The 19,205-nt window shown below is 63.9% G+C and carries 18 protein-coding genes; 9 read left to right on the forward strand and 9 right to left on the reverse strand.

Annotated features, from left to right (window positions below):
* Positions 1 to 5: 5 nt before the first annotated feature.
* From MOQ67_RS20575 to pedF, 4 genes are read right to left on the reverse strand one after another with little or no spacing between them, the layout of a single operon-like run.
* Complete coding sequence (locus MOQ67_RS20575; protein WP_017847478.1) at positions 6 to 938, reverse strand: quinoprotein relay system zinc metallohydrolase 1; 933 nt, start codon at positions 936 to 938, stop codon at positions 6 to 8.
* A gap of 16 nt (positions 939 to 954) precedes the next feature.
* Entirely contained in the window at positions 955 to 1,716 is a 762-nt protein-coding gene (locus tag MOQ67_RS20580) for a quinoprotein dehydrogenase-associated SoxYZ-like carrier (RefSeq protein ID WP_057004484.1), read from the reverse strand.
* Between the two features lie 9 nt (positions 1,717 to 1,725).
* On the reverse strand, positions 1,726 to 2,601 hold the full coding sequence (locus MOQ67_RS20585) for a substrate-binding periplasmic protein (protein WP_079444252.1): 876 nt from the start codon (positions 2,599 to 2,601) through the stop codon (positions 1,726 to 1,728).
* A 3-nt stretch (positions 2,602 to 2,604) separates the two neighbouring features.
* Positions 2,605 to 3,066, reverse strand: coding sequence for a cytochrome c-550 PedF (pedF, locus tag MOQ67_RS20590; protein ID WP_017847481.1), 462 nt, complete (start codon positions 3,064 to 3,066; stop codon positions 2,605 to 2,607).
* 255 nt (positions 3,067 to 3,321) lie between these two features.
* Here pedF and exaA point away from each other — a divergent pair, with 255 nt between their 5' ends.
* Complete coding sequence (gene exaA / locus MOQ67_RS20595; RefSeq protein ID WP_079444253.1) at positions 3,322 to 5,229, forward strand: quinoprotein ethanol dehydrogenase; 1,908 nt, start codon at positions 3,322 to 3,324, stop codon at positions 5,227 to 5,229.
* 79 nt (positions 5,230 to 5,308) lie between these two features.
* A complete protein-coding gene (locus MOQ67_RS20600; RefSeq protein WP_017847483.1) occupies positions 5,309 to 5,956 on the forward strand; it encodes a pentapeptide repeat-containing protein in 648 nt (215 codons plus the stop codon).
* 150 nt (positions 5,957 to 6,106) lie between these two features.
* Here MOQ67_RS20600 and MOQ67_RS20605 read toward each other — a convergent pair whose 3' ends face one another.
* Positions 6,107 to 6,733, reverse strand: coding sequence for a response regulator transcription factor (locus tag MOQ67_RS20605; RefSeq protein ID WP_017847484.1), 627 nt, complete (start codon positions 6,731 to 6,733; stop codon positions 6,107 to 6,109).
* Positions 6,730 to 7,992: a HAMP domain-containing sensor histidine kinase gene (locus MOQ67_RS20610; RefSeq protein ID WP_017847485.1), complete on the reverse strand. Its 1,263-nt coding sequence runs from the start codon at positions 7,990 to 7,992 to the stop codon at positions 6,730 to 6,732. The genes MOQ67_RS20605 and MOQ67_RS20610 overlap by 4 nt, the downstream gene beginning before the upstream one ends.
* Positions 7,993 to 8,271: 279 nt before the next feature.
* Between MOQ67_RS20610 and MOQ67_RS20615 the strand changes: the two genes are divergently transcribed.
* From MOQ67_RS20615 to MOQ67_RS20640, 6 genes are all read left to right on the forward strand, one after another.
* The gene (locus tag MOQ67_RS20615) at positions 8,272 to 9,456 is read left to right on the forward strand and encodes an ABC transporter substrate-binding protein (protein ID WP_198717562.1); all 1,185 of its coding nucleotides are present in this window, start codon (positions 8,272 to 8,274) and stop codon (positions 9,454 to 9,456) included.
* A 34-nt stretch (positions 9,457 to 9,490) separates the two neighbouring features.
* Positions 9,491 to 10,450 carry a YVTN family beta-propeller repeat protein gene (locus tag MOQ67_RS20620; RefSeq protein WP_017847488.1) on the forward strand — a complete coding sequence of 320 codons (960 nt, stop codon included), beginning with the start codon at positions 9,491 to 9,493 and terminating at the stop codon, positions 10,448 to 10,450.
* Entirely contained in the window at positions 10,447 to 11,187 is a 741-nt protein-coding gene (locus MOQ67_RS20625) for an ABC transporter ATP-binding protein (RefSeq protein ID WP_198717561.1), read from the forward strand. Before MOQ67_RS20620 ends, MOQ67_RS20625 begins: the two co-directional genes overlap by 4 nt.
* Positions 11,184 to 11,975, forward strand: a complete 792-nt coding sequence (locus MOQ67_RS20630) for an ABC transporter permease (RefSeq protein WP_017847490.1) — start codon at positions 11,184 to 11,186, stop codon at positions 11,973 to 11,975. The genes MOQ67_RS20625 and MOQ67_RS20630 overlap by 4 nt, the downstream gene beginning before the upstream one ends.
* Positions 11,976 to 12,083: 108 nt before the next feature.
* Positions 12,084 to 12,623, forward strand: a complete 540-nt coding sequence (locus MOQ67_RS20635) for a PQQ-dependent catabolism-associated CXXCW motif protein (RefSeq protein WP_017847491.1) — start codon at positions 12,084 to 12,086, stop codon at positions 12,621 to 12,623.
* A gap of 24 nt (positions 12,624 to 12,647) precedes the next feature.
* Positions 12,648 to 13,313 (forward strand): response regulator transcription factor, encoded by a 666-nt coding sequence (locus MOQ67_RS20640; protein WP_017847492.1) that lies wholly within the window; start codon positions 12,648 to 12,650, stop codon positions 13,311 to 13,313.
* Positions 13,314 to 13,544: 231 nt separating this feature from the next.
* Here the strand turns inward: MOQ67_RS20640 and MOQ67_RS20645 are convergent, their stop codons facing one another.
* From MOQ67_RS20645 to MOQ67_RS20655, 3 genes are all read right to left on the reverse strand, one after another.
* Positions 13,545 to 15,509: a PAS domain-containing hybrid sensor histidine kinase/response regulator gene (locus tag MOQ67_RS20645; protein ID WP_079444258.1), complete on the reverse strand. Its 1,965-nt coding sequence runs from the start codon at positions 15,507 to 15,509 to the stop codon at positions 13,545 to 13,547.
* The gene (gene nosP, locus MOQ67_RS20650; protein WP_102618595.1) at positions 15,439 to 16,596 is read right to left on the reverse strand and encodes a nitric oxide-sensing protein NosP; all 1,158 of its coding nucleotides are present in this window, start codon (positions 16,594 to 16,596) and stop codon (positions 15,439 to 15,441) included. Before nosP ends, MOQ67_RS20645 begins: the two co-directional genes overlap by 71 nt.
* Before the next feature lie 248 nt (positions 16,597 to 16,844).
* A complete protein-coding gene (locus MOQ67_RS20655) occupies positions 16,845 to 18,020 on the reverse strand; it encodes a porin (protein ID WP_017847495.1) in 1,176 nt (391 codons plus the stop codon).
* A 319-nt stretch (positions 18,021 to 18,339) separates the two neighbouring features.
* On the opposite strand from MOQ67_RS20655, the gene MOQ67_RS20660 reads away from it, so the two are divergent.
* A complete protein-coding gene (locus tag MOQ67_RS20660) occupies positions 18,340 to 19,203 on the forward strand; it encodes an MBL fold metallo-hydrolase (RefSeq protein WP_046382806.1) in 864 nt (287 codons plus the stop codon).
* The last annotated feature ends 2 nt before the right edge of the window (positions 19,204 to 19,205 follow it).

Here is a 19,205-nt window from a genome sequence, read left to right on the forward strand (position 1 = left end):
GTCCGTCAGCGCGCCGAATCCACGCGCTGCATCTGCTCGCGCTCGTAACGCGGGTACAGGTGGCTGACGCTACGGATCAGTTCATAGCGGCTCAGGTTGATCGCGGCGAAGCGCTCGGGGATGGGGCTGCGGATCATCTCGGCCATGTCGCTGCCGTGGGCGGCGCCGTCGCGCAGCAGTTGGTCGAGCCAGGTCAGGTAGTCGCGCATCTGCGCGAACGGCTGTGCATCGTTGGCCACCGGGCCATGGCCGGGCACGACCAGGGTCCAGGGCAAGGCCTGTAGGGTGTCGATGTCCGCCAGCCACGCCGCCAGCCCGGGGCTGTTGGGGGTGGTGAGGGCGCGTTGGTAGAACACCAGGTCGCCGGCAAACAGCACGCCGGTAGTCTGGTCGAGGATGGCCAGGTCGGCGTCGGTGTGGCCGGTCAGCGCGAGCAGGCGCAGGTCGTGGCGGCCAAAGCTGAGCACACCGGGTTCGAGCACTTGCGTGGGCAATTGCACTTCGGTGCCGCGCATCCAGTCGCCGACCATGCGGTAGAGGTTCTCCGCCATGCCGTCGCCCTGCTCATGCAGCAGGCGCGTGGTGCCGGCCAGGGCGCCGATGGGCACGTCCTTGAAGGCCTGGTTGCCCAGCGCATGGTCGGGGTGGTGGTGGGTCAGCAGCACCTGGATCACCGGTTTGTCGGTGACGCTGGCGATCGCCCGGCGCAGGGCTTCGCCGTAGCGCCGCGACGGCCCGGTGTCGATCACCACCACGCCGGCCTCGGTGACGATGAACGCGGTATTGACGATATTGCCGCCGTTGTCCTTGGCGAAATTGTCGGTGCTGCCTTCCAGCAGCCAGGTGTCGTCGGCGATCAGTCGTGGCTTGAGGGCGTAGTCGAGGTCGGCCACGGCGGGCAGGCTCAAGCTCAGGCACAACAATAGAATCCAGCGCATGCCGCGCTCCTTCTGGTCAGGGAATGGCTGCGTCGAATTCATTGCCGCTGTTGTCGCGCAGCACCAGGCGCGTCGGCCCGGGTGCGTCGATGTCAAAGGCCAGGTTGGGGTTTTCGCTGACCGCCGGGAACAGCACCAGCTCGGCCAGCACCTGGCCGTCCTGGCCACGCAGTTGCGCGTGGTTGAGATAGAACTCGGGGATGCCGCTGACCATGCCGTTATCCATCGGGTGCGCCACCTGTACGCGCACCCGGCTGAATTCGCCGCGTGGGTAACGCCCGCCGAGGACTTCGCCGATATGCTCTTCCCAACCCGGCTGGGTGCGGACCACGCTGGGCGCGGTGCAACCGCCGCCGGCCGCGTCGATCAGGGTCGAGCCGACGTGCCACAGCCCGTCATCGGTGAGCACCGCCGCGCGCAGGGGCGTGGCCTGTTCGATACGGATACGGATCGACAGCCAGGGCAGCACCCCGGCCTTGGGCTGAAAATCGACAATCCTGGGCAACGGGTTGAGTTCGGCCCAGGCAAGGATCTTCACCACGTGCCCCTTGAACGCCCGCGCGTCGATTTCCAGGGGCACCTGGCGTGCATCTTCGGCGAACGGCGGCGCCAGCAGCTTGACCCGCTCATCGAACACGAACGGCGCATCGGCCAGCAACTGCTTGTGGTAGAACGCCCACATCACCGACGGCACCGGGTCCGTGCCCGGTTCGACCGCCGCGGCGTGGGCCGCCAACGGTAACCAGCAGGCCAACATGCAGTTCAGTCGCCAGTTCATCGCCTGCTCCTATTGGTACATTTCGGGCACTTCGTACTGCAGGCCGTAATGGCTGTAGATGGTTTGCAGCGAACCGTCGCGGATCAGGCCTTCCAGCGCCTCTTCCACCGCATAGGCCAACTGGCGATTGCTTTCGTGTACCGCCATGCCGATCTCCCAGCGCTGCCGGCCCATGTTCGGGTAAGCGTTTTGCGCCAGGGCCAGTTGCGGATCGCGTGCTTGATGCACCTGCCAGTCGATCTCGCCGCGCATCGCCATCACCGCGTCGACTTCACCGGCCTTCATCGCCGCGAACGCCTGGGGGACACCGGGGTAGTGATGGGTCTGGCGGGCGAGCATGCCGTTGAACACCGAGGTCAGGTAGAACGACGGCACGCTGTCGACTTCGACACCGATCGGGTGCTCCTCGAACACCGCCACGCTGGCGACCTTGTCCAGACGGCGGCGGTCGTAGGCCACCTGCCATTGTTCGTTCTGGTACGGCCCGAACATCACCACATGGCCGTTTTCCAGTTCGCCCTGATCGTTACGCCTTTGCGCGTAGTCGTGGTCGTAGGGTGCGCGCATCATCAGGTCGGCCAGTTGCTGGTTATGCAACTGGCTGCCGCGCCAGATGTAGTCGCGCAGGTCGTCGTCGAGTTTTTCCCCGGCCGGCGCCCAGATCAATTTGAGCTGCACCCCCAGCGCCTTGGCCAGGGCCTCGGCCAGCTCCACGTCGACCCCGCGCGGGGTGGCACCGTCTTCGAAACTGTAGGGGGCAAAGTCCTTGTACACCGCCACTTTCAACTCACCGGCGGCGATCATCTGGTCATAGCTGCGCACCTGCGCCTGTGCCGTCTGGCAACACAGCAGGGCCAGGCCGAGCACATAAGCGAACAGGCGCATGGCTTACTCCTCGACGTGAACGCTGTCCAGGTAGGTGCGTACCGCCCACAAGGCTTCCTGGCTCAGGTAATCGGCCATTTTCGGCATATATACCCGGCCGTCGCGCACCGCGCCGTGACGCACGCGCTGCACAAACCACTCATCACCGGCCTCGCCCACATCCAGCATGCGCAAGTCGGGGGCGATGCCGCCGGACTTGGCTTCCAGGCCGTGGCAGGCGGCGCAGTTCTGATTGTAGGCGGACGAACCGATTTCCAGGGCCCGGTCGTGTTCAGGCGACGTGCGGTAAGGGTTCACTGCCGCCCAGCCGTCCTCGTCGACCGGCACGCCGGCGTCCTTGATCGAGGTCAGGCCCTTGGTTTCCACTGCTTGCGGGACCACGTTGCCGTGGGCCCAGGCCGAGCCTGCACCGATCACACCGGCCAACAGCCCGGCGACGAGCAAGGCATTGCGTTTTGTTGTCATTATTTTTGCCCTCAGGATTGCACGCAAAACCTCATTGCAGAGGTTATGGCAACCATCTTAGAAACCCTGGGGCATAGGCCGTATGCTGCTTTGGTGGCCGGCTTGTCCTCCCTTGGTAGTAGGGCTTGTGGGGCACGCCTAAAACAGCGGCGCTTCGGGAAGTCTTCCCGGCAACAGCGGGACTTTTTCCGTATCCGCGCAGCGCCCTGGCGCTCCACCCTGTGCAGGCCAAAACCTCCACTGGGAACTGCAACCATGATAATAAGATCGCTACCCGCCCGTTCGCCGCTGAGCCTTGCCGTGCAGGCTTTCCTGCTGGTCGGCAGCCTGTCCTTGAGTGCGGCCAGCTTCGCCGCCGCCGACCCTGCCGCGCCGTCCACCGCAAAGGCGACGCGCAACGTCACCTGGGAAGACATCGCCAACGACCACCTGAGCACCAAGGACGTGCTGCAATACGGCATGGGCACCAACGCCCAGCGCTGGAGCCCGCTGGCCCAGGTCAACGACAAGAACGTGTTCAAGCTCACCCCGGCCTGGTCGTACTCGTTCGGCGATGAGAAGCAGCGCGGCCAGGAATCCCAGGCCATCGTCAGCGACGGCGTGGTCTACGTCACCGGCTCCTACTCCCGCGTGTTCGCCCTCGACGCGAAGACCGGCAAACGCCTGTGGACCTACAACCACCGCCTCCCCGAAAACATCCGCCCGTGCTGTGACGTGGTCAACCGCGGCGCGGCGATCTTCGGCGACAAGATCTACTTCGGCACCCTCGACGCACGCCTGATCGCCCTCGACAAGAACACCGGCAAAGTGGTGTGGAACAAGAAGTTCGGCGACCACGCCGCCGGTTACACCATGACCGGCGCCCCGGTGCTGATCAAAGACAAGGTCAGCGGCAAGGTGCTGCTGATCCATGGCAGCTCCGGCGATGAGTTCGGCGTGGTCGGCCAGCTGTATGCGCGCGACCCGGACACCGGCGAAGAAGTGTGGATGCGCCCGTTCGTCGAAGGCCACATGGGCCGCCTGAACGGCAAGGACAGCACCCCGACCGGCGACGTCAAAGCGCCGTCGTGGCCGGATGACCCAACCACCGAAACCGGCAAGGTCGAGGCCTGGAGCCACGGCGGCGGCGCACCTTGGCAGAGCGCGAGTTTCGATGCCGAGACCAACACCATCATCGTCGGCGCCGGCAACCCCGGCCCGTGGAACACCTGGGCGCGCACGTCCAAGGACGGCAACCCGCACGATTTCGACAGCCTCTACACCTCGGGCCAGGTCGGTGTCGACCCGAGCACCGGCGAAGTGAAATGGTTCTACCAGCACACCCCGAACGATGCCTGGGACTTCTCCGGCAACAACGAGCTGGTGCTGTTCGACTACAAGGACAAGGATGGCAAAGTGGTCAAGGCCACCGGTCACGCCGACCGCAACGGGTTCTTCTACGTGGTCGACCGCAACAACGGCAAGCTGCAGAACGCCTTCCCGTTCGTCGACAACATCACCTGGGCCAGCCATATCGACCTGAAGACCGGTCGTCCGGTGGAAAACCCGGGCCAGCGTCCGGCCAAACCGTTGCCCGGTGAAACCAAGGGCAAGCCGGTGGAAGTCTCGCCACCGTTCCTCGGCGGCAAGAACTGGAACCCCATGGCCTACAGCCAGGACACCGGCCTGTTCTACATCCCGGGCAACCAATGGAAAGAGGAATACTGGACCGAAGAGGTCAACTACAAGAAGGGCTCGGCGTACCTGGGCATGGGTTTCCGCATCAAGCGCATGTATGACGACCACGTCGGCACCCTGCGGGCGATGAACCCGACCACCGGCAAGGTGGTGTGGGAGCACAAGGAAGCCCTGCCACTGTGGGCCGGCGTACTGGCGACCAAGGGCAACCTGGTGTTCACCGGCACCGGCGACGGTTTCTTCAAGGCCTTCGACGCGAAAACCGGCAAGGAGCTGTGGAAGTTCCAGACCGGCAGCGGCATCGTCTCACCGCCGATCACCTGGGAACAGGATGGCGAGCAGTACATCGGCGTCACCGTCGGCTATGGCGGCGCGGTGCCGTTGTGGGGCGGCGACATGGCCGAGCTGACCAAGCCGGTGGCACAGGGTGGGTCGTTCTGGGTGTTCAAGATCCCGAGCTGGGATAACAAGACCGCCCAAAAATAACCCGTCCCCAGCCCCGTCGTAGCAGCTGGCTGCTCGACAGCTGCTACGTCACGGGGTTGCTTCGTCTGGAGGTTCCAAGATGAACTATCTGCCCTTGTTACTCCTGCTCGCCCTGCCCCTGGCCCACGCCGACGACGGCGACGACACCCCGCTGGTCATCAACGGCTGCACCCTCGCCGAACACAGCCAATGCCCCGGCGCCAACCTCAGGGGCGCCAACCTGAGCAACCAGGACCTCAGCAAAATGAACCTGGCCGGCGCCGACCTGCGCGATGCGGACTTGCGCCACGCCAACCTCGACCTGGCCAACCTGGAAAAAGCCCAGTTGCAGGGCGCCAACCTGACCCGCGCCAGCCTGCAACAAAGCAACCTGCGCCTGGCCGATTTCACCGGCGCCACGCTGATGGCGATCCAGGGTTGGGGCCTGTTCGCCCAGGGTGCGCAGTTTGAAAACGCCAACCTGAGCGCGGCCTACCTGCAATTCGCGCGGCTGTCCGGGGCAAAAATGCGCAAGGCCAACCTGCGCGCCGCCGACCTGGAAATGACCTGGTTGAGCAAGGCCGACCTGCGAGGGGCGGATCTGAGCGATGCGAATCTGCAAGAGGCCAAGTTCGGTGAGAGCAACCTGGAAAGCGCGATCCTCACGGGCGCGCGGCAGCATTATGCGAATTTCCAGGATGCGAACATGGAAGGCTGCAAGGACTGCCCCACCACCTGGAATCGTTAGCACACCGCCATTTGAATGTAGGAGCGAGCTTGCTCGCGAAAAACCGGAGACCGCTGCGGGGGGTCTGGTTTTTCGCGTTATCGTTGACGGTTTTCGCGAGCAAGCTCGCTCCTACAGTGGTAACAGTGGTGACAGTGGTACATGGGGGGATCAGCCCGCTACGCGTACCACGCCGAGGTCGATTCCCAGGTGGACCAGTTCGGCATGGGAACTGACCTGCAATTTGCTCTTGAGCAGGGTCAGGTGGTTGGACACGGTCTTGCTGCTGATATTCAACTGGTCGGCAATCACTCGGGTCGGCGTGCCTCTGGCCAGCATCAGGAAAATCTCCAGCTCACGCGGGGTCATGCCTTGCAAGCGTTGGTCGCTTGGCGTGTAGGCCAGTTGGGTGGCGAGGGACTGTTCGATATAGGCGTGGCCGTCGAGGACGCGCCGCACCGCTTCGATCAGCACCTCGGGCGCCGAGCTTTTGGTCAGGTAGCCCGAGGCGCCGGCTTCCAGGGCCTGGCGCACCAGCGGCAGTTCGTCGTGCATGCTGAAGAACAGCACGCGCAGTTGCGGCAGGCGCTGGCGCAGGCGGCGCGTGGTTTCCAGGCCGCTGATGCCGGGCAGGCCGAAGTCCATGATCACCAAATGCGGCAGTGCTTCCTGGACCCGGCTCAAGGCCTCTTCGCCGCTGGCCGCTTCGCGCACTTCGATGGCCGGCAACAATGCGCGCAACAGGCTGGCATAGCCCTGGCGCACCACCGCATGGTCGTCCACCAACAGAATATTCATGAGGCCTCCAATGGCATGTTCAACGCCAGCGCCCAACCGACGCCGGGGTGGCTGAGGATTGTCAGTTCGCCGCCCAGGCAGCGCGCGCGTTCGTACATCGAATACAGGCCGACGCCGGGACGCTGCGGCGTTTGCGCGCCGCAACCGTTATCGCGCACCCACAGGCGCAGGCGCGAACCGTGACGATGCAGGCGCACGCGCACCTGGCTGGCATCGGCATGCCGCACGATATTGGTCAGGGCTTCCTGCAGCAGGCGATAGAGGTGCGTCTTGCTCGCCCCGGACAACGCCGGCAGGTCCGCGCTGACCCGCAGCCGGCAATCGATGCCATGGCTGGCCTGCCACTGCGTCACCAGCATCGCGAACGCCTCGGCCAGCGGCAGGTGCTGCAGGGCCACCGGGTACAGGTCGTGGACCAGTGCGCGAAAGCCTTGCTGCAAGTGATCGCAGTGATCCTCCAACTGCGCCACCGTGCGCGCGAGCAATTGCGGTTGGTCGGTGACCAGACGCAACAGGCAGGCCTGGGCGCGAATACCGGCCAGGTATTGGCCGAGGTCATCATGCAGGGTCTGGGCCAGGTGGTTGCGCTCCTGCTCTTGCACCGCCATCAGGGTTTGGGTCAGTTGGGTATTGTCGGTGTGCGCCTGCTCCAGGGCGTCGGTCATGCGGTTGAAATGCAGCGCCAGTTGCCGCGCTTCCGGCGAACCGGCGCTGCGCAGGCGCACATTGAGCTGGCCGGCGCACACCTGTTGCAAGGCGCGCAGCAGTTCGTCGAGTACGCCCATGCCACGACGCACCGCCCAGCGGATGGTCAGCAGGCTCAGGGCCAGGGCCAGGGCGCACAGGCTCAACAGTTGTTGCAGGGAGTCCCAGACTTCATCGATCTCATCCCGCGGGTCGACGGCGATGGACACGCGTCGGCCGTCCGGCAGGTCCAGCACCTGGGCACTGCGCCGCGCCTCGGCAAACAGCAGGCGCCCGAGCCAGGCGTCCAGGCCGGACGGCAGCGGCGCCGGCAAGGTCTCGTCGGGGGCCAGCCAATGCACGCGCACATGGCGCAGGCTGGCGGTGAGATGCGGTTGCAGGCTGGCCGGGTCGCGCTCGGCGGTTGCGCTGAGGTAATGCACCACCGCTTCGGCCGATTGCAGCTCACGCTCCACATCCGTCAGGGCCTGATGCAACAACAGCGCGGTGCAGGCGCAGGTGACCAAAGCGAAGAAACCGCACACCCACAGGTTGATGCGCCACAGTGCCGACATACCTAGTGCGCCACGCTGGCGGGCACGCTCAGCGCCGGGCGTGGTGCGTGCAGCTTGTCGACGCCGATCAGGCTCACGATCAGCAGGAACGGCAAAAGCAGCGCCTTGAGGATTTGCATGATCGTTCATCTCCCGGATGGACACGGTGGGGGTAACCCATGCTAAGACCGCGTCACCTGCGCGGGGCTACTACCTTGGTACTGGCTCAGCGGTACTTTCTGCATATTTGCAGCAGACATAAGGCTTCCTATGCTGGCGCTACCTGACATGGAGTGCCTTATGCGCCAGCTCGCCCCCTACGCCGTGCTCTACCTGCTGGCGATTGCCTGCGCCGCCGGGGTGGCCACTGCCAGCCAGGCCGCCGAGGCGCCGTTGGCGGTGCAGATCGGCTACCTGGGCTATCGGCCCGACCCTGGGCCGCTGCTGTCGAACGTGATCCCCGAGCCCACCGACGCCGGGCAACGCGGTGCGGAACTGGCGATCATCGACAGCAACAGCACCGGCGCCTTTCTCAACCAACGCTACAGCCTGACCAGTGCCACGGTGGACAGCCCCGACGCCCTGCTCGCCGCCGCCCAGGCCCAGCACGCCCAGGGCCTGCGCCTGTTCGTGGTCAACGCCCCCGCCGCCAGCCTGCGCCAGCTCAGCGCGGCCCTGCCCGACAGCCTGCTGTTCAACGCCGGCAGCCCCGATGACAGCCTGCGCAGCACCGACTGCCTGGGCAACGTGCTGCACACGCTGCCCAGCCGCGCCATGCTCGCCGATGCCCTGGCGCAATTTCTGGTGGTGCGCAAATGGCAGAAGGCGCTGCTGATCGTCGGCCCCACCGAGGATGACCAGGCCTACGCCGCCGCCCTGCGCCGCGCCGCCAAGCGCTTCGGCGTGCATCTGGTGGCGGAGAAAGCCTGGCGCTTCGATAACGACCAACGCCGCAGCGCCCAGGCAGACATGCCGCTGTTCACCCAGACCGCCGAATACGACGTGGTGCTGGTGGCGGACGAGCGCGGCGACTTTGGCGAGTACGTGCCCTACCAGACCTGGTACCCGCGCCCCGTCGCCGGCACCCAGGGCCTGACGCCCACCGGCTGGCACAAGACCGTCGAGACCTACGGCGCCGCGCAATTGCAAAAACGCTTCGAAGCCCTGGCCGGGCGCTGGATGAACGACCGCGACTTCGCCGCCTGGATGGCCGTGCGCAGCGTTGCCAGTGCGGTGAACAAGCTGCGCCAGGTCGACCCCATGACCATCCGCCAACTGGAGATCAGCGAGCAACTGCCGCTGGACGGCTTCAAGGGCCGCAAGCTCAGCTATCGCGCGTGGAACGGCCAACTGCGCCAACCGATTCCGATCGTGCAGCCCCGCGCCCTGGTCAGCACCTCGCCTCAGGACGGTTTCCTGCACCCCTTCAACGAAATGGACAGCCTGGGCTACGACAAACCCGAGGTGACCTGCCGCTTCCCTTGATCGCTCCCCTACTCACAATAATAAGGAATCCGCCATGCGCCGCACCCTGCTCTCATGCGCCCTGCTGCTTGCCGCCGGGCACGCCGTGGCCAGCACCGCCTGGGTCTCCAACGAGAAAGACAACACCCTCAGCCTGATCGACATGCAGACCCTGCAAGTCACCGACACGCTCAAGGTCGGCCAGCGCCCGCGGGGCCTGCTGCTGTCCCATGACAAAAAGCTGCTGTACATCTGCGCCAGCGACTCGGACCGCGTGCAGGTGATGGACGTGGCCACGCGCAAGATCATCAAGGAACTGCCCTCCGGCAAAGACCCCGAGCAGTTCGCCCTGCACCCCAATGACCGCTGGCTGTATGTGTCCAACGAAGACGATGCACTGGTCACCGTGATCGACACCGAGACCTCCAAGGTGCTCGGCCAGATTAACGTCGGCGTAGAGCCCGAAGGCATGGCCGTGAGCCCGGACGGCAAGTGGGCGGTGAACACCAGCGAAACCACGAACATGCTGCACTGGATCGACACCAGCACCCAGACCCTGGTCGACAGCACCCTGGTGGACCAGCGCCCGCGTTTCGTCGAGTTCAACCACGATGGCTCGCAGCTGTGGGCCTCGGCGGAGATCGGCGGCACCGTGACCATCCTCGATGTGGCCAGCCGCGCGATCCTCAAAACCCTGACGTTCAAGATCAAGGGCGTCCACCCGGACAAAGTGCAACCGGTGGGGATCAAGCTCAGTTCCGACGGCAAGTACGCCTTTGTCGCCCTGGGCCCGGCCAACCATGTGGCGGTGATCGACGCCAAGACCTTCGAGATCCTCGACTACCTGCTGGTAGGCCGCCGCGTGTGGCAGATGGCATTTACCCCGGACGAAAAACAGTTGCTGGCCACCAATGGCGTCAGCGGCGATGTGTCGGTGATCGATGTGGACAGCCTCAAGGTGCTCAAGTCGGTGAAGGTCGGGCGTTATCCGTGGGGCGTGGTGGTCACGCCATGAACGCCCTGGAGGTGCGCGACCTGAGCTTCGCCTATGGCGCGCGCCAGGCCTTGCACGAGCTGAGTTTCAGCCTGGCACCGGGGCGATTCGCCGCGTTGCTGGGGCCCAACGGCGCCGGCAAGTCGACCTTGATCGCCCTGCTCACGCGCTTGTACGACCTGCAAAGCGGCGACATCCGCGTCGGCGGCCACTCCCTGCGCGATGCACCGCGCGCGGCCCTCACGCAACTGGGGGTGGTGTTCCAGCAAAGCACCCTGGACCTGGACTTGAGCGTCGAACAGAACCTGCGTTATCACGCCGCGCTGCACGGTTTGTCGCGGCGCCAGACCGACGTGCGCGTCGCAACCGAGCTGGCGCGCCAGGCCCTCACCGAGCGGCGCCGCGAAAAAGTCCGCGAGCTCAACGGCGGGCACCGGCGCCGCGTGGAAATCGCCCGGGCGTTGTTGCATGAACCGCGCTTGCTGCTGCTGGACGAAGCCAGCGTCGGCCTCGACCCCGCCAGCCGCCTGGCGCTGAACCAGCACGTGCGCAACCTGTGCCTTGAGCAAGGCATCAGCGTGCTGTGGACCACCCACCTGCTCGATGAAGTGCAGCCCGACGATGCGTTGATGATCCTGCACCAGGGCCGCTTGGTGGCCAGCGGGCAGGTCGATGCGCTGATCCTCGAACAGGGTGGCGATCTCGGCAGCGTGTTTGCGCGCCTGACCCGCCCCACAACGACGGGAGCCCCGGCATGAACGCTTACTGGCAATGCTTGCGCGGCATCGTGCTGCGCGAGTGGCTGCGCTTTGTGTTGCAGCGCACGCGGTTTCTCAGCGCCCTGGTGCGCCCGCTGTTGTGGCTGCTGGTGTTCGCTGCCGGGTTCCGCGCCGCGCTGGGTATCTCGGTGATCGAACCCTACGACACCTACATTCCCTATGAGGTCTACATCATCCCGGGGCTGGCTTGCATGATCCTGCTGTTCAACGGCATGCAGGGTTCGCTGTCGATGGTCTACGACCGCGAGATGGGCAGCATGCGCGTGCTGCTGACCAGCCCGTTGCCGCGCACGTTTTTGCTGTGCAGCAAGTTGCTCGCCACCGCGCTGATTTCGCTGTTGCAGGTGTACGGGTTCCTGGCGATCGCCTGGGTCTACGGCGTGCAACCGCCGGCCATGGGGCTGTTGATCGCCCTGCCGGCCTTGCTGCTGGTGGCCTTGATGCTGAGCGCGCTGGGTTTGCTGCTGTCGAACGCGATCCGCCAACTGGAGAACTTTGCCGGGGTGATGAATTTCGTGATCTTCCCGCTGTTTTTCATATCGTCGGCGCTGTACCCGTTGTGGAAGATGCGCGACTCCAGCGAGTGGTTGTATTGGCTGTGCGCAATCAACCCCTTCACCCACGCCGTCGAGCTGGTGCGCTTTGCCCTGTATGAACGCTTCGCCGGCCTGGCCCTCGCGGTGTGCCTGGGCTTGACCGTATTGTTCGCGGTGTTGGCGGTGCTGACCTTCAACCCCCAGCATGCGGCGTTGCGCAAAAAAGGCTGAGGGCGGCAAAAACTACTACTTTAGTACTGGTTTTCCTGTCTATCGTCGCATTCCCAAGGGCTCGGGACTCACGTGTAATGGGCGCATAACGATAAGGATCGCCCTGCCATGCTGCCTGCCCGACTGCCCTTGTTGGCGCTGCTGTGCCTGTTTGCCGCCAACGTACAGGCCGATACGCCATTGTTTTCCGCCGACGGCTATCGCATCAGCCTGTATCGCAGCCCCACGCCCGATCATGTGCAGGGCGCGACGATCATCGACACCCCTGCCCTGCAAGCCCTGCTGACCCAAACCCCAGCCCCGGTGCTGATCGATACGTATCGCCGCCAGTGGCTGCAAGGCCGCTTCATCGAAGACCAGCCCCACGCCAACCTGCCCGGCAGCCGTTGGCTGGCCAACACCGGCGACGGCGACCTTACGCCGGAGTGGCAAAGCTATTTCGTGCGCCACCTATACACCTACAGTGGCGGCAACCTGGCACGACCATTGGTCTTCTATTGCCGCTCCGATTGCTGGCTGAGTTGGAACGCGGTAAAACGTGCCGCCAACCTGGGCTATACCTCTGTGTATTGGTATCGCGATGGCCTGGATGCCTGGGAAGCGGCGAAGCTGCCGGTGTCGGTGGCGCAACCCGAGCCATTTGAATAACCACAATAAGAAAGGTGAACGGCCATGTACAAAATCCTGATTGCCGATGATCACCCACTGTTTCGCGAAGCGATTCATAACGTCATCAGCGATGGTTTCCCCGGCAGCGAAGTGATGGAGACCGCCGACCTGGACAGCGCCCTGGCGCTGACCCAGGAACACGACGACCTCGATCTGATCCTGCTCGACCTGAACATGCCCGGCATGCACGGTCTCAATGGCCTGATCAACCTGCGCAACGAATCGCCGACCATCCCGGTGGTGATCGTGTCCGCCGAGCAAGACAAGCAAATCGTGCTGCAGGCCATCACCTATGGCGCCGTCGGTTTTATCACCAAGTCGTCGCCGCGCCAGCAAATGACCGAGGCGATCCAGCAGATTCTCAACGGCAATGTGTACCTGCCGCCTGACATCATCCGCACCCAGAAACCCGGCACCCACCGGCGCCTGAACGAAAACCCGGGCTTCGCTCCGGAACTGCTGCAGGCGTTGACCCGCAAGCAGTTGCTGGTGCTGGAGCGGATGACCAAGGGCGAGTCGAACAAGCAGATTGCCTACACCTTGGAGATCGCCGAGACCACGGTGAAGGCCCATGTGTCGGCGATTTTGCGCAAGTTGAATGTGCATAATCGGGTGCAGGCGATTTTGAGCGCAGGGGATATTGATTTTGGTTCTTATCTGCGTCGCTGATCTTTCGGAAACAACATAGAAGCCTTGTGGGATGGGGCTTGTGTGGGGTTTGTGTGGGGCTTGTGTGGGAGGGGGCTTGCCCCCGATAGCGGTGGATCAGTTATAGGTGCAGTGACTGACAGTCAGCTATCGGGGGCAAGCCCCCTCCCACATTGGATCTCCATATGATCTCTGGATCTCCATTTGATCTCTGGATCTCTGTTTGATCGCTATTTGAGGAGCGTTCGGTGGTCATTTGCCTAAGAGGTGGCTCATCGCGGTCTTGAGCTTCATCGGCCGCACCGGCTTGTGCATTAAGGTGTGCCCCAGTTCGCGGATCTGCAGCTTCAGTTCGTTGCTGTAATTGGCGGTGATCATCATGGCCGGGATCGGGCTGGCGCGCCGGGCGTTGATGCGTGCCACGGCGTCGACGCCGTTCTGCTCATCGTCCAGGTGGTAATCGGCGATCAGCAGGTCGGCCTCGGCGTGGTAGTTGTCCACCTGCCGCGCCAGGTCTTGTTCCGATAACGCGGTGACCACCCGGCAGCCCCACCCTTCCAGCAAGGTCCGCATTCCCGCGCAGATCGCTGCGTCGTTATCCAGCACCCACACCCGCGCGCCTTGCAGGCGCTCCAGCATCGGTTCGCTCATGGACGGCTGCGGCAGCGATTTGGGCGCGGTGGCGCTCAAGGGCACGTCCACCGCGAACATCGAGCCCTTGCCCGGCCACGACTTGACGGTGATGCGATGGCCGAGGATGCCGGCGATTTTTTCCACGATGGCCAGGCCCAGGCCCAACCCGCGATCCTGGTCGCGCCGCTGCACATCGCCGCGCTTGAACTCCTGGAAAATTTCCTCCAGGCGATCTTCGGCAATGCCCATGCCACTGTCCCAGACCTGGATCGACAAGCGCTGGTGCTGGCGGCGGCAGCCCAGCACCACGCGTCCCGAGTAGGTGTAGCGAATCGCATTGCTCAGCAGGTTGCGCAGAATCCGCGCCAGCAGCTGGATATCGCTGCGCACCAGCGCCGAGCAGCCGACGAAGTGCAACTCCAGGCCTTCGCTGCGCGCCAGTTGGGTGAATTCGACGGCGAGGTTGTCGAGCAGCTCGCTGAGGGCGAACGGGGCGATATCGGCTTTGATCACCCCGGCATCCAGCTTGGAAATATCGACCAGGGTGCCCAACAGGTTTTCCACGTCTTCCAGCGAGTTGCTCACGTTGCGCACCAGGGTTTCATTGGCCTGGGGTTCGCGGCGTTCGAGCAAGGCGCCGGTGAACAGCCGCGCGGCGTTCAGCGGTTGCAACAGGTCGTGGCTGACGGCGGCGAGGAATTTGGTTTTTGACAGGTTGGCCTGCTCGGCTTCGAGCTTGGCTTCGCGCAGGCGCGATTCCACGCGGCGGCGTTCGTCGATTTCGCGCAGCAACTGGTCGTTCAGCGAAGTCAGTTCCGAGGTGCGCTGGGCGACGCGCAGCTCCAGGTTCTGATAGGCCTGGTGCAAGGCTTCGGCGGTGCGCCGGCGCTCGGTGATGTCGCGGATCAGCACAAAGATCCCCACCACTTCACCACTGGCCAGGCGGTTGGGCACGTAGGAGCGCAGCATGTAGCGCTCCTGGTTGTTGATGTTGGTTTCGGCGAATTCGAAGGTCACGCTCTCCCCCGCCAGTGCCCGCGAGACGTAGGCATCCAGGCGCTGACAGTGTTGTTCGCTGTGGACTTCGCGCAGGCTCTGGCCGAGCATCATGCCCCGCGGCCAGCAGTACCATTCTTCATAGACCTTGTTGGTGAACTCATACACCAGGTCGGCATTCAGGTAGCCGATCAGCGCCGGCACATGGTCGGTGATCAGGCGAATCCAGCGCTCGCTCTCCTGCGCCTTTTGCGCCGCGGCCTGTTCGCGGCGCAGGGTTTCGGCGCGCAGGCGGGCGTTGATCAGCAAGTGGTTGCTGGCGCGCAGTTCGGCCATCGCCTGGTTCAGTGCGTCGGTGCGCTCGCGCACTTGTTCGGCGAGCACCACCGAGTGCTGGAACGTGGTGTAGGGGTCGTTGCCCTGGGTCACCCCGGACTCGATGCGCTCGATCAGCGCCGCGTTGATCCGCGTCAGCTTGTAGTTGTCCAGGCGTAGCCGCGCCAGCTCGGCCAACAGTTCATTGCGATCCTGGGGCTCGCCCTCGGGCAATGGCGACGCCGGTGAAGGTCTGGTTGATATGCATGCCATTGAACTGTTCTCCGTAGGTGTTGAACCCCATCACCCGCTGGTCGCGCAGGAAGCCGCCGATCTGCTCCAGGGTGCCGCTGTCTTCCAGCTCCAGGCGGCGCAGGAAGCAGTCGCAGCCAATGGTCAGCAGCAGCTCGCCGAGGCGCGATTGCAGGCCGTCGAACAGGGTTACCAGGTTCGGCAGGATCGGCCCGGGTGTCATCACCGTGAGGACGATGCCGTTTTCCACGGCGCAGTAGAAACTCAGGCTCAGGTCGTCATGCACCTGCTGGATCGCCCTGACGTAGTACTGGTCGTGGATACGTACCGCCAGCGGGTGCGCGGCGAAGATGCGGTGGTCGAGGTCGGCCACGGCCACGCCGATGTGTCGCGCGTACTCCTCGGCGGCGGGCTCGGCGTTGAGCTCGAACACTCGCCGCGACGGGCTGTCGGCGCCGGTCACCACGAGTTTTTCCGCACGCGGCAGAATGTGGTGGGTGGTGAACACCTCGAAGTCCAGCCAGGTATTGACCAGCACCACCACGGCCGCGCCGCTGTGGAACGCGCCGTTGAAATACACATGGGTGTGCGTGAGGTAATTGTCGTCGCCGGCCGAGCCGCCGAAATGCGGGATATCGCCGAGCGCCGCGCTGAGGGCCGCGAGCACCATTTCTTCACGGCTGGACAGGCCGTCGAGCAAGGTCAGGGCGAAGGTGTTGCCCTTGATCGGCGCCAGGGTGTTGCTGCGACAGCCGCCCACCAGGCGTTCGACCATGTGCTGGGCGTCGATCAGGCTGAAGTGTTCCACCTGGTCGATCAGTTCGGTGGCAATCGAAAAATGCGCGTGGTTAAAGCCCATCGCCGTCACGCAATTGCGCCCGTAGCCTTGGGGTGTGATCTCGCCGGCGCTGGTGCAACCGACGAGGCGCACATTGCCGAAACAACGTTGCAGGGCTTGGCCGAGCGCCTGCAGGTCGTAGGAAGCCGAGCAGAAAAACAGCACGAAGCCCAGGTACGGATGCAGCAGTTGCTCGGCCAATTCTTCGGCGGCCTGCCCGGCATCGGTGGCCAGAGACATGGCACTGACTACGCCTTCATGGTTGTGCATCGTCGACTCTCCGCTCTGAGGCATGAGTGTACGAAGGCTGGGGGGGCGGAACCTATGCTACTTGGGTACTGGGTGGGGGGATGCGATGGGATGAGACGCTCAGGATGCAGGTAATCAAATGTGGGAGGGAGCTTGCTCCCGATGGCGGTGGATCAGCTACAAATGAGCCAACTGAACCACCGCTATCGGGGGCAAGCCCCCTCCCACATTTTGACCGCGTACCACTTAAAGACCAGGGCAGTCAGGTTTTACCAGGTGAGCACGGCACCGACGGCGAAGGTGTCGGTGTCTTCATTTTGGGCGCTGGTGTCATGCCCCTTGATCTGGAACTGGTTGTATTCAGCGACCAGCTTCAGGTTGTCGTTCACGTCGTGAAACAGCGCAATGCCACGGGTGTCATAGTCCGCGCCGCTGCCCACCACGCCGTTGCCGTCGTCCTTGGTCTTGCCATACGACAGCGCCAGGCGGTTCTTGCCCAATTTGTAGGACCCCTGCAGCAGGTAGCCGTTGCTGTCGACATTGCGCAGGGTCGCTTCGCCGGCATTGTTGGTGAAGAACGGGTTGATGCCCTTGGCCTGGAAGCCCGAGCCGGTCAGGGACAGGCCGCCCATTTTCGCCTGTACGCCGTAGCCCACGCCTTTGGAGGTGACGCTGTCGACATTGGAATCGGTGTTGTCCGAGGTCTGGTAGCTGCCGTTGAGCCAGCTGTAGATCTTCGCCCCGCCCAGGTCGAACTGGTAGGTGATCTCGCTCTCGGTACGCGGGTTTTTCTGGTAGGCCTTGCCTTGGGGGCTGCTGTCGTTGGTATCGACCGGGTCGAGGATGCCGACGGCAACACGCAGGCCGTCCATCACCGGGGTGCGGTAGGTGATCTGCGAGGTCGGGAACGGGTATGGATAGCCGCTGCCGATATTGCCGAACGAAACCCCGCCGCCGTCGACCAGGCCGAGGCTGTCGCTGACCTGGCCGTAGCCCGCGAGCAATTCGTCGAGCAGGATGTTGGAGCGGGCGAACAGGCCGAAGTCCTTGCCGATCAGCACTTCGCCCCACTCCGGGTTGGCTACGGTGCCGTAGAACTGGCGCACATCGATGGCAGTGTCGGTGCCGTTGGTCTGGCTGTCGTTGATGGTCACCCAGAACGAGGCACGGGCGCCGAGCTTGAGGTCGTCGGCCTGCTTGGTCATGTTGAAGCCCAGGTAGTTGGGCAAAAAGCCCATCTTCACCCGGGCCTGGCGGCGGTCGTATTGGTCACCGGCGCGGTCTACGTTGCTGTTGACGTAGAAGGCGTTGATGTAGCCATCGGTGGAGAAGGTGGTTTCGTCTTTGTCGTACAGCATGATTTCAGCGCTGGCGAACGGGCTCAGGCCCAGGCCGACGAGAAACACAGGCAACAGACGCAGGGGGAGTTTCTTATTGTTATGCATGGTGCGCTCCGCAACGGGGACATGATGTCGGAGGCGATTATCGAAAGCTGCCAGGCCACGGCCTACGCTGCCTTAGCGCCAATTTCAGGGTGCTTTGGACGGGCAGCGGGGGCTCGGCAAATTCGGTGTAAGACCGGCCCGTTCACAGACGCGGCACTTAGGGTGTAAGACCGACCCTGAACAACATGCCGAAAGACCGTATCATGTCCTGTTACAGGTCGACCCTTTGCCTCGCAGCGTTTTTTTCCCTTAATCTGCCAAGTCCATGTGGGACACATCGCGAATGTAACCCGCAGCCCGCCACCAAGGACCGCCGCCCATGCCCGCGTTGATTCAGGCTTTTCTGGACGAGGCATCGTCGACCTACACCTATGTGGTGCATGAGGCCGACGATGGCCCCTGCGCCATCGTCGACTCGGTGCTCAACTACGACCCGGCCTCCGGGCGCACCGACACACGCCAGGCCGACAAGGTGATCGCCTACGTGCGCGAACATCGCTTGCAGGTGCAATGGCTGCTGGAAACCCACGCCCATGCCGACCATCTGTCCGCCGCGCCTTACCTACGCCGGACGTTGGGCGGCAAGATCGCCATTGGCCAGGCCATCAGCAAGGTGCAGCACGTGTTCAAGCACCTGTTCAACCTGGAGCCGGAATTTCGCGTCGACGGTTCGCAGTTCGACCACCTGTTCGCCCCGGATGAAATCTTCCCTATCGGCAACTTGAAGGCCCAGGCCTTGCACGTGCCCGGCCACACCCCGGCGGACATGGCCTACCTGATCGACGATCAACTGATCCTGGTCGGCGACACCCTGTTCATGCCCGACGTCGGCACCGCCCGCTGCGACTTCCCCGGTGGCGATGCACACCAGCTGTATGCGTCGATGCGCAAGCTCCTGGCCTTCCCGCCGCAGACCCGACTGTACGTATGCCACGACTACCCGCCACAAGGCCGTGAGGCCCGGTGCCAGACCACCGTGGCCGAGCAGCGCGCGGGCAATATCCATGTGCATGACGGGGTGGATGAAGCGGCGTTTGTGCAGATGCGGACCCAGCGCGATGCCGGGCTGGGGATGCCGACACTGCTGCTGCCGGCGATCCAGGTGAATGTGCGGGCGGGGAATCTGCCGCCGCCCGAAGAGAATGGGGTGGTGTACCTGAAGATCCCGCTCAATCAGCTCTGAAC

It is taken from the genome of Pseudomonas sp. LY-1 (assembly GCF_053502595.1).

Coding starts and splice junctions, on each gene's coding strand:
- nosP (WP_102618595.1), bottom strand. CDS start 16,596: ATGCACAACCATGAAGGCGTAGTCAGTGCCATGTCTCTGGCCACCGAT.
- MOQ67_RS20625 (WP_198717561.1), top strand. CDS start 10,447: ATGAACGCCCTGGAGGTGCGCGACCTGAGCTTCGCCTATGGCGCGCGC.
- MOQ67_RS20640 (WP_017847492.1), top strand. CDS start 12,648: ATGTACAAAATCCTGATTGCCGATGATCACCCACTGTTTCGCGAAGCG.
- MOQ67_RS20615 (WP_198717562.1), top strand. CDS start 8,272: ATGCGCCAGCTCGCCCCCTACGCCGTGCTCTACCTGCTGGCGATTGCC.
- MOQ67_RS20580 (WP_057004484.1), bottom strand. CDS start 1,716: ATGAACTGGCGACTGAACTGCATGTTGGCCTGCTGGTTACCGTTGGCG.
- pedF (WP_017847481.1), bottom strand. CDS start 3,066: ATGACAACAAAACGCAATGCCTTGCTCGTCGCCGGGCTGTTGGCCGGT.
- exaA (WP_079444253.1), top strand. CDS start 3,322: ATGATAATAAGATCGCTACCCGCCCGTTCGCCGCTGAGCCTTGCCGTG.
- MOQ67_RS20660 (WP_046382806.1), top strand. CDS start 18,340: ATGCCCGCGTTGATTCAGGCTTTTCTGGACGAGGCATCGTCGACCTAC.
- MOQ67_RS20600 (WP_017847483.1), top strand. CDS start 5,309: ATGAACTATCTGCCCTTGTTACTCCTGCTCGCCCTGCCCCTGGCCCAC.
- MOQ67_RS20585 (WP_079444252.1), bottom strand. CDS start 2,601: ATGCGCCTGTTCGCTTATGTGCTCGGCCTGGCCCTGCTGTGTTGCCAG.
- MOQ67_RS20575 (WP_017847478.1), bottom strand. CDS start 938: ATGCGCTGGATTCTATTGTTGTGCCTGAGCTTGAGCCTGCCCGCCGTG.
- MOQ67_RS20620 (WP_017847488.1), top strand. CDS start 9,491: ATGCGCCGCACCCTGCTCTCATGCGCCCTGCTGCTTGCCGCCGGGCAC.
- MOQ67_RS20630 (WP_017847490.1), top strand. CDS start 11,184: ATGAACGCTTACTGGCAATGCTTGCGCGGCATCGTGCTGCGCGAGTGG.
- MOQ67_RS20645 (WP_079444258.1), bottom strand. CDS start 15,509: ATGGCATGCATATCAACCAGACCTTCACCGGCGTCGCCATTGCCCGAG.
- MOQ67_RS20610 (WP_017847485.1), bottom strand. CDS start 7,992: ATGTCGGCACTGTGGCGCATCAACCTGTGGGTGTGCGGTTTCTTCGCT.
- MOQ67_RS20655 (WP_017847495.1), bottom strand. CDS start 18,020: ATGCATAACAATAAGAAACTCCCCCTGCGTCTGTTGCCTGTGTTTCTC.
- MOQ67_RS20605 (WP_017847484.1), bottom strand. CDS start 6,733: ATGAATATTCTGTTGGTGGACGACCATGCGGTGGTGCGCCAGGGCTAT.
- MOQ67_RS20635 (WP_017847491.1), top strand. CDS start 12,084: ATGCTGCCTGCCCGACTGCCCTTGTTGGCGCTGCTGTGCCTGTTTGCC.